Here is a 15409-nt window from a genome sequence, read left to right as displayed (position 1 = left end):
GGAGAGTTCAATGAATATTCCTTCCACCTTGAAGATAACGGGACGCACGGCCGTTTTAGGTTCGCTCGCTCTCGCTGCACTGGGCACGGTTGCTGCGTTCGCGCAGGAAGCGGCACCGGCGGCACCGGCTGCCCCTGCACCCGCGCTCGACACCGGCAACACAGCCTGGATGCTGACCTCGACGGCGCTGGTGCTGATGATGACCGTACCGGGCCTGGCGCTGTTTTATGGCGGCATGGTGCGCAAGAAGAACGTGCTCGCCACCATCATGCAGAGCTTTGCCATCACCTGCCTGGTGACGGTGCTGTGGTTCATGTTCGGCTACTCGCTGGCCTTCTCGGATGGCGGCGGCATGAATGCCTATCTCGGCGGCTTCTCGAAGTTCTTCCACAACGGCATCACCACCTCCTCGCTGTGGCTGCCGGGCGTGGCGAACATTCCTGAGTTCGTCTTCTCGATGTTCCAGATGACCTTCGCCATCATCACGCCGGCGCTGATTGCCGGCGCCTTCGCCGAACGCATGAAGTTCTCGGCGCTGCTCATCTTCATGGGCGCGTGGCTGCTGGTGGTCTACGCCCCGATCGCGCACTGGGTGTGGGGCGGCGGCTTCCTCGGCACAGCCGGCGTTCTCGATTTCGCCGGCGGCACGGTCGTTCACATCAATGCCGGTGTTGCCGGCCTGGTCTGCGCGCTGGTTCTCGGCAAACGTGAAGGCTACGGCACCACCAACATGGCGCCGCACAACCTCGTCTACTCCGTCATCGGCGCTTCGCTGCTGTGGGTCGGCTGGTTCGGCTTCAACGCCGGCTCGGAACTGGCCGCCGACGGCCTTGCCGGTGCCGCGATGCTGAACACCCAGGTTGCCGCTGCCGCCGCGGCGCTCGCCTGGATGTTCGCCGAATGGATCGTCGCCAAGAAGCCGAGCGTGCTTGGCATCATCTCGGGCGCCGTCGCCGGCCTGGTCGCGGTGACGCCGGCTTCCGGTTTCGTCAATCCGACCGGCGCCTTCATCGTCGGCATCGTCGCCGGCGTGCTCTGCTACGTCTCGGCCGTCAAGCTCAAGCACGCGTTCGGCTATGACGACTCGCTCGATGCATTCGGCGTGCACGGCATCGGCGGCATCATCGGTGCATTGCTGACCGGCGTGCTCGCCGATCCGGCGATCAACAGCCTTGGCTCGGGTGCCTCTGTCGGCAAGCAGCTCTACGGTATCGTCTTCACCATCCTGTGGACGGCGATCGCGAGCTTCGTGATCCTCTATATCGTCAAGGCGCTGGTCGGCCTGCGTCCTTCGACCCAGGAAGAGGTCGAAGGCCTCGACATCAGCCAGCACGGCGAAGTGGTGCCGTGAGGTTTATTGGCTGGCACCGGCGTTTGCCGGTGCCGGGAAGATCCCGTCGTGATGCTCCCGAAAGGGCTCACGCCTTGAGGCCCGGAAACCTTCCGGGCCTCTTTTTTGTGTGCAGGCGGCCGTTATGGCTCGATCACACAATCGCTTGATCAAGGTGCTCGATCCGCCGGCGGCGTGAAACAGCGGCCGCAACGCTCCGAACTGTGGTGGCGGTCGCCCGTTCCGGTGACGCAGAATGCCCATGGTTAATGCGCCCTTAACCTTCCCGCCGCTAGTCTGACAGCCGAATCTGCCGTGTTGCGCGTCCGCGCCCGGCCGGGCAACGACAGACGAGGAAAAGCATGCGTTCAGGGGCTTCAGCACCGCTTGCGCTGGCCGATACGGAGCACGGCATCCGGTCGTTCGCGAGGCGTCAGGTCGGGCGGCTGGTCGGTGCCGGGCTGTTTGCTCTGGTTGGTTTCGGCGTCGCCGCCCTTGCCACCTGGAACGTCGCCGATCCGAGCTTTTCGCACGCCACCGACAATATCGTCACCAATGCAATGGGTTATGCCGGCGCCGTCTTTTCCGACATTGCCATGCAGTTCTTCGGACTTGCCGCCGTTGCGGCGCTGGTGCCGGCGGTGATCTGGGGATTTCTGCTGTTTACCGCGCGCGGCGTCGACCGGCTGCCGAAACGGGCACTGGCCTGGTTCGGGTTTTCGCTGCTTGGCGCGGCAATTGCCGGCTGCGTGGTGCCGCCCAAGACCTGGCCGCTGCCGACCGGCCTCGGCGGCGTCTTCGGCGACATGGTGCTCAATATCCCGGGCCTGGTCATCGGCGGCTATCCGACCGGCCTCGTCGCCAGCGTGCTCGCCGTGCTCCTGGCAGCGCCGGCGCTGTGGGTATTCTTGTATGGCTCGGCGCTGATTTCGCGCAAGAACGGCTTTGCGGTCCTCGAACAGCCCGCAGTGCCCGATCCGCAGGACGACCTGCTTTTCGACAATGAAGAGGACGAGGGCGACGAAGGTATATTGGCGCTTGGCGCCATCACCCACTGGTGGCTGTCGCTGCGGGCCTATCTGCGCCGCCGCGCCGCGCGCCGGCGCGAGCGCGACGATTTCGAGCCGGAGATGGAACCGCGCCCCAGCGCCTGGCGGCGGGCGGCCGAACGGGTCGAATCGGCCGAGTTCGCCGAGGCGCGGATGAGCCCGGGCGGGCGCGCCCGCGTCGAGCCGGAATTCTTCGCCGCCATGGTCAACGACCGCAGTGCCTCGATCGACCCTGACGATGCCGACGTCTTCGATAACGACGACAATGACGACGACATGGATTTCGCGCCCGAGCCGGCCGGCCAGCGCCGCGCCGCGCCGACGGCCAAGGTGCAGAACTTCCGCTCCGACGCGGCGACACGCGTCGAGGCGCCGGCGCCGCGGCCGGCCCCCGGCGCCCGCGTCCAGCGCGAGGCGCAGACTTCGCTGATCGGCTCGGAAAAATTCGAGATGCCGTCGCTGCACTTCCTGTCGGAACCAAAGAACGTGGTGCGCGACGCCAGCCTGTCCAAGGATGCGCTGGAGCAGAACGCCCGCCTGCTCGAGGGCGTGCTGGAGGATTTCGGCGTCAAGGGCGAAATCATCCATGTGCGTCCGGGTCCGGTCGTCACGCTCTACGAGCTGGAACCGGCGCCCGGCATCAAATCGTCGCGGGTCATCGGCCTGTCCGACGACATCGCCCGCTCGATGAGCGCCATCGCCTGCCGTGTCGCCGTGGTGCCCGGCCGCAACGCGATCGGCATCGAATTGCCGAACGCCAGGCGCGAGACGGTCTATTTGCGCGAGATCATGGCCAGCCGCGATTTCGAAACCACCAAGGCCAAGCTGGCGCTGGCGCTGGGCAAGACCATCAATGGCGAGGCGGTGATCGTCGACATCGCCAAGATGCCGCACGTGTTGGTCGCCGGCACCACCGGCTCGGGCAAGTCCGTCGCCATCAACACCATGATCCTGTCGCTGCTCTACCGGCTGACGCCGCAGGACTGCCGGCTGATCATGATCGATCCAAAGATGCTGGAGCTCTCGGTCTATGACGGCATTCCGCATCTTCTGACGCCGGTCGTCACCGATCCGAAGAAGGCGGTGGTGGCGCTGAAATGGACCGTGCGCGAGATGGAGGACCGCTACCGCAAGATGTCCAAGGTCGGCGTCCGCAACATCGACGGCTTCAACGCGCGCGTGCAGCAGGCCGAGAAAAAGGGCGAAAGGATCTCGCGCACCGTGCAGACCGGCTTCGACCGCCAAACCGGCGAGGCGATCTACGAGACGGAGAACCTCGACCTCGAGCCGATGCCCTACATCGTCGTCATCATCGACGAGATGGCCGATTTGATGATGGTCGCCGGCAAGGACATCGAAGGCGCGGTGCAGCGCCTGGCGCAGATGGCGCGCGCCGCCGGCATCCATGTCATCATGGCGACGCAGCGGCCGTCGGTCGACGTCATCACCGGCACCATCAAGGCGAATTTCCCGACCCGCATCTCCTTCCAGGTGACATCGAAGATCGACAGCCGCACCATCCTGGGCGAGCAGGGCGCCGAACAGCTGCTCGGCATGGGCGACATGCTCTACATGGCCGGCGGCGGCCGCATCCAGCGCGTGCACGGTCCCTTCGTCTCCGACGACGAGGTGGAGAAGATTGTCGCGCATCTGAAATTGCAGGGCGTGCCGGAATACCTCGACGCCATCACCGAGGACGACGACAAGGATGACGATGAGCCGACGGGCAAAGGCAGTGGCGGCGGCGACGGCGGTAATTTCGAGGATTCCGACGATCCCTACGACCAGGCGGTCGCGGTGGTGCTGCGCGACGGCAAGGCCTCGACCAGCTACATCCAGCGCCGGCTCGGCATCGGCTACAACCGCGCCGCCTCGATCATCGAGAAGATGGAGAAGGAAGGCATTGTCGGCCCGGCCAACCATGCCGGAAAACGCGAAATCCTGGTGCCGACGGAGGACGACAAGTTCTAGAGCGCGTCCGCGCCGGCAACTTTGAACCTTTTGGCGCGTTGCAACGACGGGCGCCGTGCGGCCCGCCAAACTTAAGCCCAACTGGGGGGCCAGACCAATATAACGAGCAAGCAATCAGATGATGGTGACCGGCATGAAAAACGCAACTCTCGCCCCAAGCAGGGATTTCGCCCCAACCCGCCGGCAGGTGCTCGGCCTCGGCCTGGTCCTGGCCGGTGCGGCGGTCGCCAACCTCGTGCCCGGCTTCCAGTTGCTGGCGTCGGCGCAAGCAGCGGTTCCGGCGACGGCGCAGAAGATCGCCGATCATTTCTCCTCGGTCAAATCGATGAGCGGCGAGTTCGTGCAGTTCGGACCCAAGGGCGAGCAGACCGGCGGCAAGTTCTTTCTGGAACGGCCGGGCAAGATCCGCTTCAATTACGACGGCGCCTCGAATTTCAGAGTGATTTCCGATGGCAAGTCGGTGGTCATCCTCAACAAGAAGCTGCGGACCTCCGACCTCTATCCGCTGTCGAAGACGCCGCTGAAGCTGCTGCTCGACGACAAGATCGATCTGTCCGGCGGGCGCGTCAGAAGCGTCAAGGAAGAGGACGATCTCACCACCATCCAGCTTGCCGACAAATCGGTGTTCGGCAATTCGAAGATCACCATGATGTTCGATCCGAAATCTTATGAATTGCGGCAGTGGACCATCACCGATGCGCAAGGCAAGGACACGACGGTGATGATCTTCAACACCAAGGAGGGCGTCAGCTTCGCCCCCGACACCTTCGCCATCGACTATACGGCGAACCGCGAACTGAACACCAAGACGCGGTAACTCCCTACTGCTGCGGGATGGTTTTTCCGCGTTGGTGCGGGCGGCTTGTCTTTGCGGTGCGCGGCTGGCAGTAGTTTCCGCGATTGACTTCCGTCGGACCCATCCGGCGGAGCTTGCGTTATCCCGGAACCCCACATGCCGTTTTCCGTCGCTACCTGGAACATCAACTCCGTCCGGCTGCGCATGCCGATCGTCGAGCGCCTGCTGGTCGAGCAGTCGCCGGACGTGCTCTGCCTGCAGGAAACCAAGGTTCCGGACGAATTGTTTCCGGAGAAGGCGTTCCGCAAGCTCGGCTACGAGCACATCGCCTTCCATGGCCAGAAGGGCTATCACGGCGTTGCCACCATAGCGCGCCGTCCGATCGAGGTGGTCGAAAAACGCCGCTTCTGCGAGATCGACGACAGCCGGCATCTGTCGGTCACCGTCAAGGCCGGCGGCAAAACGATCCTGCTGCACAATTTCTACGTTCCGGCCGGCGGCGACGAGCCCGACCCGGCCGTCAACCGCAAGTTCAAGCACAAGCTCGATTTCGTTGCCGAGATGAACGCCGTGCGGGCCGAGCATGACGAGCACTCCGGCTCGATCCTGGTCGGCGACCTCAACATCGCGCCGCTCGAGCACGATGTCTGGTCGCACAAGCAGCTCCTCAATGTCGTCAGCCATACGCCGGTCGAGACGGAAAACTTCGAGGCAATGCGGCTCGCCGGCGACTGGATCGACCTGATGCGGCTCAATGTACCTTACGAGGAGAAACTCTACACCTGGTGGAGCTATCGCGCCCAGGATTGGCAGGCCTCAAATCGCGGCCGCCGCCTCGACCATGTCTGGTCGTCGCCAAACCTGGTGCCGCATTTTGCCGGCTATGAAATCCTGCGGCCGGCGCGCGGCTGGGAACGGCCCTCGGACCATGTGCCGGTGATCGGGCGTTTCAACCTGGATTAGCTTTTGTCTCGCCTCAGCGAAACCTGAAGCTATCCGCGATGTAGTCGGGACGGGCATTCAGCGTGGCGAAAACGTCCTCCAGGTCAGGCGCCCCCGCCAATATGCCCGACAGGACCAGCGTCGTCGCGACACCGACGCCGTTGCCGCCGGCGATGTCGTGCTCGACGCTGTCGCCGACGCAGACCACGCTGTCGCGCTCCGGGTGGCCCGCCAGTGCCAGCGCTGCCTCGAATATCTGCGGATTGGGCTTGCCAATGCGCGACACGCTGCCGCCGAGGCTCTCATAGAGATCGGCGAGCCGGCCGGCGCCGAAGCGAGGGCCGACGGCAGTCAGCATGATCTTGTCGGGATTGGTGCAGAAGCATGGCACCCGCCGCGCCGCCGCCGGACCAAGAAGCCGGCGATAATGGTCGAGGTCGTAGCGATCGCCCTCGCTGGCGGAAATCAGCACCAGTTCGGCATCGTAGCCGTCCTTGGCCAGGACGAAGGGCAGGCCGTCGACAGCCGAACGGTCATTGTCGCGGCGGATCAGCAGGCATTTTGTCTGCGGGCGCAGGGCTCCGGAGGCTGCCATTTGGTGGAAGGAGCGCCACGCCACCTCGCCGGAGGAGACAAAGTGATCCCAGCTTCCCGGTTCGAAGCCGAGCTTCAGCAGGCGGCGCTCATTGGGTTGCGCCCGCTTGCCGGAATTCGAGATCAGTACGATGGTCTTGCCGGCGCGCTTGAGTGCCGACAACGCTTCGACAGCACCTGGATAGGCGCTGGTGCCGTCGTGCAGCACACCAAATTGGTCGAGCAGGAACACCTGATAGCGGTCGGTCAGCGCGGCGATGCCGTCGAGGTGTTGAATTGCCTTGGCCGTCATAAAAGCCCCGCTGCGCTTGCGCCCATCAGCGCCAGCCGCGCCGTGCCGGCAGCGGCCTCCTCCGAAAGAGCCGGCACGAGAGCGACGCCAAGCTTGCGCTGCCGGATCGCTGTCCAGGCCGGATTGGCCGCACCGCCGCCGACGCTCCTGACCGATGTCAGCCGGGGGGCGCCGAGTTCGGCAAGCCGGCGATAGCCGAGCGCTTCGATCGCCGCAATACCCTCGAACATCGCTTTCAGATAGTCGGCGTCGTCGGCGGGCCGCGGCTCGAGGCGCGGCGGCAGCGCCGGATCGGCTATGGGGAAGCGTTCGCCCGGCGCCGGCAGCGGGTAATAATCGAGGCCGGTCTTCGTCGCCGGGTCGATTTTTTTGCTGAGTTCGACAATGCGGGCGACGGGAAAATGCTGGGCCAGCACCTTGCCGCCGGAGTTCGAGGCGCCGCCCGCCAGGTAGGTGTCACCCAGCCGATGGCTGTAGATGCCGAATTGCGGCGCCGAGATCGGCCGGTCGCAGAGGATCTTGATGGTCAGCGACGAGCCGAGCACAGTGACGCCGTCGCCCGCCGCCGTCGCGCCGGTTGCCAGGAACGACGCACAGCCATCCGTCGTGCCGGCAACGATAACCACGTCGCGCAGCAGGCCGAACATTTTCGCAGCGCTGGCGGTGAGCGTGTCCGTGACATCGCCCGGCCGCACGACGCGGGGCAGGAATTCCATGCGCACGCCGGTCGCCGCGATCCAGTCCGGCCAGCGCCGGGCCTCGACGTCGTAGCCGGTCTTCAGGGCGTTGTTCTCGTCGCTGACATCGAAATGGCCGGAAAACTGTCCGGCGATCCAGTCTGCCTGGTGCAGCACAGTGGCGACGCCGGGCAGGTGCTGGAAAGACAGCGCCTTGGCGAGGCCGGAGGTCGCCCCAAGTGCAGCGCTCGTTGCCGGTGCCGCGCCGGCTATTGCTGTCAGAATAGTGTCGTCAGCGACCTTGTCGTTGTACATCAGCGGTTCGGCCAGCGGCCGCCCGGCGCCGTCGACCGGCAGCAGCGTGCCCGACGTACCGTCGACGGCGATCGAGCGCACTGCCGCGCGATCGATACATTTGAGCAGTTCCGCCAACGTCGCGCCGACCGCCTCCCACCATATGGCGGGGTCGCGGCCGTTCGGCCCAAATCGCTCGAGGGCAATAGCGGAATGCGCGGCAATGGAAAAGTCCGGACGCATGGCGACGGCGCGCGCGCCGGATGTGCCGATGTCGATGCCGATGGCAAGCGGACCAGACGAACGCGGCATGTCAGCTGCCTCCGGCATTGAGTTTCTGGCGATATTTTTCGGCGTCCCAGTTGATCAGCTCGTCATTCTCCGCCGCTGTCAGATAATTCAGCTTCGCCGAGACATCGATCCGCGCTGTCACGTCGGAAAGGCAGCGCTGCATGGCGTCGGCACCGGCGCCGGCGTCGCCGCGCATCAACACGCCGAGTCCAGGAAACAGGATCGCCACGGGTGCGGCGCCGCAGCGCTCGATGACGCGCTTCACACCCTCGTCCGGTCTCGCCACGACCGAGCCTTCGCCGAGAAAGATGACGTGGTCGGGGTAGAGGCTGCCACCCGAAGCCATGCGGCAGCTTTCGGGGTCGATCGCCACCGCATGCGCCTCAACGTCCGCCGGCAATCTGTAGTCGCTGTCGCCGGCGCGCGCCGTCAATGCCGCGATGTCCGGTTCCGCCACCTGGCGCGGCGGCCGCGCCAACAGTCGTGTCACGCGCCGCAGCAGCATGTCGGCCGCGGCGACGGTCTCGGCTGCAACGACCAGGCCGTGATTGCCGAGGATCAGGATATCCACGCCTGGCCGAAGGCGCTCGGCGATACCCTGCGCGAGCGGCAGTCCCGGCCGGCGATAGGGAATATACGCCCATTGATGGCTGTTGAGCCGCCTGGCGGCCTCGGCCTCGCAGTCGGCCTGCACGGCCAGCGAAATGGCCTCGACGCAGTGAACATGCAGAACGATGCGCTGCGGCATCAGCGCATGCACGGTGGTCTCGATCGACGGGCGCAAGCCGCGCGCGTTGAGGGCGTCGACAGTGAAGGCCTGCGGCTGTTCGGCGGCCGGGTCGCGCCGTTCGATGGCGTCGAGCAATGGCGGGATGCCGACCGGCACCATGATGTCGGCGATGAGCGCGTCCTTCAGCCAGGTGCCGGAGGCCTTGATCCAGAGCGTGTCGCCGGCTTTCAGCGAGGTGTTGCCGCCGGCGGCCTGGGTCAGATGCGGGTCGCTGCCGATGGCGGCCGAAAGCGACCGCAGTGCTGCCAGTTCCTGCGCATCCGCACTGATCGTCATCGAAATTCCTCTACAATCCGGCCGCGTGGCCACGGCTTTGGACGTCCCGGTGCCGGGACGAAGACCCATGCTGGTATCGCAGATGCGAGTAAGTTACGTCAACAGTGATGTTATCGCGTCAAATCAGGCTTGCAATCCGAGGGCCGTTGAGTAAGTTGCACCAATTGCCATGTAAAACGGCAATGCCGTGCAAAATGCTTGGGAGGCAAGCGCATTGGGAGGTAAGGGTTGAGCGACTCCGGCCGCCAGCGTCAGATTGTCGAGCTTTTGCGGGACCGGCCTTTCGCATCGGTGCGCGAGCTGCAGGAGCGGCTTGGCGTATCGGCGGCGACGGTGCGGCGCGACATCGACAAGATCGACGAGGCCGGCGAAGCGCGCAAGGTCTATGGCGGCATCTCGGCGCTCGATGGCGCTTCGCAAGCCGGCGTCGCCTATGCCAGGCCCTATGACGAGAACCGCGACCTCGCCGTCGAGGCCAAGCGGCAGATCGCCGCTCTCGCCGCCACCATGGTGCGCGACGGCGACGCGGTCATCGTTCATGGCGGTTCGACCTGCTTCCATCTCGGCGTCAAGCTCGCCGACCGCAACATCCGCCTCTACACCAACTCGATGCCGCTCGCGGCCTATCTCAGCGACCACGGCCATTGCAGCCTCACCGTCGCCGGCGGCGAACTGCACCGCGAGCCGGGCATCATCCATTCGCTGACGCAGACGGTGCCGTTCTACGCCTCGAAGTTCTTTCTCGGCGCGCAAGGCATCGGCCAGGAAGGCCTTCTGGAATCGCACCCGCTGCTGGTCCGCTCGATCGTCGAGCTCAGCCTCTGCGCCGACCAGATCGTCGTGCTGGCCGACAGCCGAAAACTGTCGATCCACGCGCGCAATGTGGCACTGCCGCTGTCGCGGATCGGCACGCTGGTCACCGATGACGGCCTGTCCGAGACAGATGCCCGCATGCTCGAAGATGCCGGCGTCATGGTGCGGATCGCGGCTTCCTCGGGAGGCGCCCAGTGAACATCGCCGTCCTCGATTTCGGCAAGACCAATTCGAAGCTGTTCGTCTTCGGCCAGGACGGACAGATCCTCGACGAGCGCCGCAGCCAGCCGAGCTGGATCCACAAAGGCGGCTTCAGCGTGCTTGACGAGCCAGCGCTGCACGACTGGGCGGCTCGCGCCATCGATGCTGCAGTCGACACGCATGGCGTGGAAGGGCTGATGGTATCCGGCCATGGCTGCACCTTCGCGTTGGTCGACGAAGCCGCGCTGACGCATCCGATCCTCGATTACGAGCAGGAACCGCCAGCTGAAATCGCCGCGCAGATCGACCGCCGCATTCCGGATTTTGCCGAGACCTTTTCGCCGCGCCTGCCGCTTGGCTTCAACTACGGCCGCCACATGTTGTGGCTGAACGAGGTGGAGCCCGGTGCCTTCGCCGCAGCGAAATCGATCCTCGGCTACCCCCAATATTGGAGCTGGCGGTTTGGCGGCCGGCCGGTATCGGAAGTGTCGTATCTTGGCTGCCACTCGCATTTATGGGCGCCGCGCAAACGCGATTTCAGCTCGCTGGTCGATGCCGAGGGCTGGCGCGGCCAGATGCCCGCCTTCGAGCGTGCCGGCGCGGTGATCGGTGAGCAGCGCTTCGGCCAGGCCGCGAAGCCAGTCGCCATCCATAATGGCGTCCACGACAGCAATGCCGCGCTCCATGCCTACCGCCAGCAGCAGCTCGGGCCGGTGACCGTGGTCTCGACCGGCACCTGGGTGGTCGTGCTCAATCCGGACTGCCCGCTCGACGCACTCGACGGCGAGCGCGACATGCTGGTCAATGTCGATGTCGATGGCGGCCCGGTGCCAACCGTCCGCTTCATGGGCGGGCGCGAATTCGCCACGATCAGCGCCGGCTGGCAGGGCGCAATCGCGCCGTCATCGATACAACGGGTGATCGACGCCGGCATTATGGCGCTGCCGAGCTTCGCGCCCGGCGGCCCGATGCCGCACCGCCGCGGCGAACTGGTCGGGCGTACGCCCAATGCCGAGGAACGCGCGGCCATGGCGCTGCTCTATGTCGCGCTGATGGTCGATCTGTGCCTCGAGCTGATCCATTCGGACAACACAGTGATCGTCGACGGCGGCCTGAACAATGGCGGGCTGCTTGCCGCGTTGCTGGCGCAGTTGCGGCCCGGGCAGGCTTTCCTGCAGGGCGCAACGCTTGAGGGCAGCGCCACCGGTGCTGCCGCACTTGCCTTCGAAAGCGTCGGACGCGAGTTTGCCACCGAAGCGCCGGAGGCGGTGCATACGGCAAGTTTCAGCGGCCTTGCCGGCTATCGCAAAGACTGGCGCGGCCTTGCCGCCGACCGGGCTGTGGCCAGCGCAACTGCAGGAGGTGCGCGATGAGCGCCGCCGCCCGGATCGAGACGGTGCGCCAGCCGGTGCTGGAGATGCGCCACATCTCCAAGACGTTCGGTGCGATCCGCGCCTTGCACGATGTGTCGCTGACCGTTCATGCCGGCGAGCTGCACGCGCTGATGGGCGAAAACGGTGCCGGCAAGTCGACGCTGATGAAGGTGCTGTCCGGCGCCTACCGGCCGGACCTCGGCGGCGAAATCCTGATCGACGGCGTGCCGGCCGCGACTGGCGACCCGATCAAGGCGCGAGCCGCCGGCATTGCGGTCATCTATCAGGAGCTGTCGCTGGCGCCTAATCTGTCGGTAGCGCAGAACATTTTTCTCGGCAACGAGCCGCGACGGTTCGGCATTGTCGACCGCGAGCAGTGCAATCGGCGCGCCAGCGAGATCATCGCGCGGCTCGGCGTGACCTTCTCGGCGCGCACTCCGGTCGCAAGCCTGTCGCTCGGCGAGCGACAGCTGGTGGAAATCGCCCGCGCGCTGTCGACCAATGCGCGCATCATCGTCATGGACGAGCCGACCACGTCGCTGACCTCGCGTGAGACCGACCGGCTGTTCGACGTGATCGCGACGCTGAAGTCGCAAGGCATCGCCATTATCTACATCAGCCACCGCATGGAAGAGGTCTACCAGCTCGCCGACCGCGTCAGCGTGCTACGCGACAGCGGCTATGTCGGCACGCTCGACCGCGCCGACCTGAACGCCTCGCGCCTGGTATCGATGATGGTCGGGCGCGATCTGTCGACGTTCTACAAGAAGGATCACCGTCCGCCGGACAGCAAGCGCGCCATCGCGCTGTCGGTGCGCGGCATGTCGGACGGCAATCTCATAAAGAATTGTTCCTTCGACCTCCACAAGGGCGAGGTGCTGGCACTGGCCGGCCTGGTCGGCTCGGGCCGCACCGAACTGGCACGGCTGATCTTCGGCGCCGACAGGCACACATCAGGCACGCTGGAGCTCGGCGGCAAACCGATATCCATCGGTTCGCCGAGCGAGGCGCTCGATGCCGGCATCGCCTACCTGACCGAGGACCGCAAGCAACTTGGCCTGTTTCTCGACATGTCGATCTCCGACAATATCAGCATGGGCGTGCTGGCAAAGGACGCGAAGGCCGGCGGTTTGCGCGACTTCACGGCTGCCGAAAAGCGCGCCGCCAAGGCGGTGTCAGACCTCTCCATCCGCACCAGCTCGGTGCAGGCCAATGCCGGCTCGCTGTCGGGCGGCAACCAGCAGAAGGTGCTGCTCGCCCGCCTGCTGGAAACCGAGCCGCAGGTCGTCATCCTCGATGAGCCGACCCGCGGCGTCGATGTCGGGGCGAAGTCGGAAATCTATCGGCTGATCGACAACCTGGCCAAGAAAGGCATCGCCATCCTGATGATCTCCAGCGAACTGCCGGAGGTGATCGGCATCGCCGACCGCGTGCTGGTGATGCGCGACGGCACCATTGCCGGCGAGGTGACGGCGTCGGAGGGCGAGCCGCTGCGGCAGGAAGCGATCATGGAACTTGCAACGGGAGCGGCTCAGCGATGACCGACAAGGTGGCCGAGACGATGAAAGCGGACGACCGGGCGGTCGGCAGGAGCACGAGGTGGCGTACCGCCATCGCCGCACTCGGCATGCTGCCGATCCTGATCCTGCTGGCGGTCGGCTTCCAGTTCATCAATCCGCGCTTTTTCACCCAGACCAATCTGCTGATCGTCATGCAGCAATCGTCGATCAACATCGTGCTGGCCGCCGGCATGACCTTCGTCATCCTGACCGGCGGCATCGACCTGTCCGTCGGCTCGATCCTTGCCGCCTCGGCGATGGTGGCGGTGATGGTGTCGCTGGTGCCCGATTGGGGACTGCTGGGCGTGCCCGCGGCCATTCTCGTCGGGCTCGGTTTCGGCGTCATCAACGGGCTGCTGATCGCCTATATCAAGCTGCCGCCCTTCATCGTCACGCTGGGATCGCTGACCGCCGTGCGCGGCGTCGCCCGCCTGCTCGGCCAGGACACGACGGTGTTCAACGCGGACCTGCCGTTCGACTTCATCGGCAACGGTTCGCTGTTCGGCATTCCGTGGCTGGTAATCATCGCGCTGGCGGTCGTCGTCCTGTCCTGGCTGGTGCTCAAGCGCACCGTGCTCGGCACCTGGATCTACGCCGTCGGCGGCAACGCCGAGGCCGCCAGGCTGACCGGCATCAAGGTGCCGCTGGTGCTGCTCTTCGTCTACGGCGTTTCCGGCCTTCTGGCCGGCCTTGGCGGCGCCATGTCGGCGGCCCGGCTCTATGCCGCCAACGGGCTTCAGCTCGGCCAGTCCTACGAACTCGACGCCATTGCCGCAGTCATCCTCGGCGGCACCAGTTTCGTCGGCGGTGTCGGCTCGATCTGGGGCACGCTGATCGGCGGCCTGATCATCGCCGTGCTGTCCAACGGGCTCATCCTCGCCGGTGTTTCGGACATCTGGCAGTACATCATCAAGGGATTGGTCATCATCGTGGCGGTCGCCCTCGACCGTTACCGGCTCCAGGCAGGAGCAAGAACGTGATGGCCCTTAGTCGCCGGCATCCAACGAGCCGGTTTCATGTGTAACGCACCGTGAGAGGCGCGGGGCATCAGGAGGAAAATAAAACAATGAAGACCATCGCTAAACTGCTCTGCGGCGTCGCCCTTGCGGCCGCCGTCATCGCGCCGGCATCGGCAAAGGATCTGAACAAGGTCGGCATCTCGGTCGGACTGCTCGGCAACCCGTTCTTCGTCGCCACCATCAAGGGCATCGAGGACGCGGCCAAGAAGATCAACCCGAATGTGCAGGTGACCTCGGTATCGGCCGACTACGATCTCAACAAGCAGGTATCGCAGGTCGATTCCTTCATCGCTGCCGGTGTCGACGTCATCATGCTCAACGCAGTCGATGCCAAGGCGATCGCGCCGGCGGTGAAGAAGGCGCAGGCGGCCGGCATCGTCGTTGCCGCTTTCGACGTTTCGGCGCCGGGCGCCGACGTCACCGTGATGACCAACAACGTCAAGGCCGGCGAAGAGGCGTGCCAATATCTGATCGATCATACCGGCGGCAAGGGCGACTATGTCATCCTCAATGGCCCGGCCTCGTCGTCGATCCTGGAGCGGGTCAAGGGCTGCAAGGACGTGCTGGCAAAGCACCCCGACATCAAGATCCTTTCCGACGACCAGAACGCCGAAGGCTCGCGTGACGGCGGCCTGAAAGTGTTCCAGTCGCTGCTGACGCGTTTCGACAAGATCGACGCGGTCTTCGCCATCAACGATCCGACGGCGATTGGCGCCCAGCTTGCGGCCAAGCAGCTCAACCGCTCGGAGTTCATCTTCACCGCGGTCGACGGCGCGCCCGATATCGAGAAGGAACTCGCTTCCGGCGCGTCGATGATCAAAGCCTCGGCCTCGCAGGATCCCTATGTGATGGCCGGCCAGTCGCTGACGATGGCGGCTGACCTGCTTGCCGGCAAGAAGCCGGCCGAGCCGACGGTACTGCTCGACCCGAAGCTGATCACGGCCGACAATTTGAAGGATTACAAGGGCTGGACCGCAGCTCGCTAAGCCTCCCAAGCCTGGTGGGGGGGGGGGGGGGGGCGGCGGCGGGGGGGTGGGGGGAAAAATTTTGGGGGTTAAGGGGTGGGGGGACGGGGCGACTACAGAAAAACCCTGTGTGTCGGGGGGGGGGGGGGGCCCAAAACAGGAACTGGGGGTGGGGGT

The 15409-nt window shown here is 65.2% G+C and carries 12 protein-coding genes; 9 read left to right on the top strand and 3 right to left on the bottom strand.

Annotated elements, in window-relative coordinates:
* The first annotated feature begins 28 nt into the window (after positions 1 to 28).
* The 4 genes from NKI59_RS27855 (at position 29) to NKI59_RS27840 (ending at position 6109) form a co-directional block, all read left to right on the top strand.
* Complete coding sequence (locus NKI59_RS27855) at positions 29 to 1351, top strand: ammonium transporter (RefSeq protein ID WP_352708009.1); 1323 nt, start codon at positions 29 to 31, stop codon at positions 1349 to 1351.
* A gap of 341 nt (positions 1352 to 1692) precedes the next feature.
* The gene (locus NKI59_RS27850; protein ID WP_352707979.1) at positions 1693 to 4350 is read left to right on the top strand and encodes an FtsK/SpoIIIE family DNA translocase; all 2658 of its coding nucleotides are present in this window, start codon (positions 1693 to 1695) and stop codon (positions 4348 to 4350) included.
* Positions 4351 to 4483: 133 nt separating this feature from the next.
* Entirely contained in the window at positions 4484 to 5167 is a 684-nt protein-coding gene (locus tag NKI59_RS27845) for an outer membrane lipoprotein carrier protein LolA (protein ID WP_352707978.1), read from the top strand.
* Between the two features lie 135 nt (positions 5168 to 5302).
* The gene (locus NKI59_RS27840) at positions 5303 to 6109 is read left to right on the top strand and encodes an exodeoxyribonuclease III (RefSeq protein WP_352707977.1); all 807 of its coding nucleotides are present in this window, start codon (positions 5303 to 5305) and stop codon (positions 6107 to 6109) included.
* 13 nt (positions 6110 to 6122) lie between these two features.
* Here NKI59_RS27840 and NKI59_RS27835 read toward each other — a convergent pair whose 3' ends face one another.
* Genes NKI59_RS27835 through NKI59_RS27825 form a run of 3 tightly spaced genes read right to left on the bottom strand, consistent with a single transcriptional unit; the run spans position 6123 to position 9302 of the window.
* Complete coding sequence (locus tag NKI59_RS27835; RefSeq protein ID WP_352707976.1) at positions 6123 to 6974, bottom strand: TIGR01459 family HAD-type hydrolase; 852 nt, start codon at positions 6972 to 6974, stop codon at positions 6123 to 6125.
* Entirely contained in the window at positions 6971 to 8257 is a 1287-nt protein-coding gene (locus NKI59_RS27830; RefSeq protein WP_352707975.1) for an FGGY-family carbohydrate kinase, read from the bottom strand. The genes NKI59_RS27835 and NKI59_RS27830 overlap by 4 nt, the downstream gene beginning before the upstream one ends.
* Position 8258: 1 nt before the next feature.
* Positions 8259 to 9302 carry a class II aldolase/adducin family protein gene (locus tag NKI59_RS27825; protein WP_352707974.1) on the bottom strand — a complete coding sequence of 348 codons (1044 nt, stop codon included), beginning with the start codon at positions 9300 to 9302 and terminating at the stop codon, positions 8259 to 8261.
* A gap of 228 nt (positions 9303 to 9530) precedes the next feature.
* On the opposite strand from NKI59_RS27825, the gene NKI59_RS27820 reads away from it, so the two are divergent.
* From NKI59_RS27820 to NKI59_RS27800, 5 genes are all read left to right on the top strand, one after another.
* A complete protein-coding gene (locus tag NKI59_RS27820) occupies positions 9531 to 10313 on the top strand; it encodes a DeoR/GlpR family DNA-binding transcription regulator (protein WP_023680486.1) in 783 nt (260 codons plus the stop codon).
* On the top strand, positions 10310 to 11689 hold the full coding sequence (locus NKI59_RS27815; protein ID WP_352707973.1) for an FGGY-family carbohydrate kinase: 1380 nt from the start codon (positions 10310 to 10312) through the stop codon (positions 11687 to 11689). The genes NKI59_RS27820 and NKI59_RS27815 overlap by 4 nt, the downstream gene beginning before the upstream one ends.
* On the top strand, positions 11686 to 13230 hold the full coding sequence (locus NKI59_RS27810) for a sugar ABC transporter ATP-binding protein (protein WP_352707972.1): 1545 nt from the start codon (positions 11686 to 11688) through the stop codon (positions 13228 to 13230). Before NKI59_RS27815 ends, NKI59_RS27810 begins: the two co-directional genes overlap by 4 nt.
* A gap of 20 nt (positions 13231 to 13250) precedes the next feature.
* A complete protein-coding gene (locus NKI59_RS27805) occupies positions 13251 to 14228 on the top strand; it encodes an ABC transporter permease subunit (RefSeq protein ID WP_502894527.1) in 978 nt (325 codons plus the stop codon).
* A gap of 86 nt (positions 14229 to 14314) precedes the next feature.
* The gene (locus NKI59_RS27800) at positions 14315 to 15253 is read left to right on the top strand and encodes an ABC transporter substrate-binding protein (protein WP_352707970.1); all 939 of its coding nucleotides are present in this window, start codon (positions 14315 to 14317) and stop codon (positions 15251 to 15253) included.
* Positions 15254 to 15409 lie beyond the last annotated feature (156 nt).

It is taken from the genome of Mesorhizobium sp. M0598, from assembly GCF_040320865.1.
Lineage (GTDB): Bacteria > Pseudomonadota > Alphaproteobacteria > Rhizobiales > Rhizobiaceae > Mesorhizobium.
Note: the sequence above shows the minus strand (reverse complement) of the source record. Positions and strands in the feature narration are given on the sequence as shown.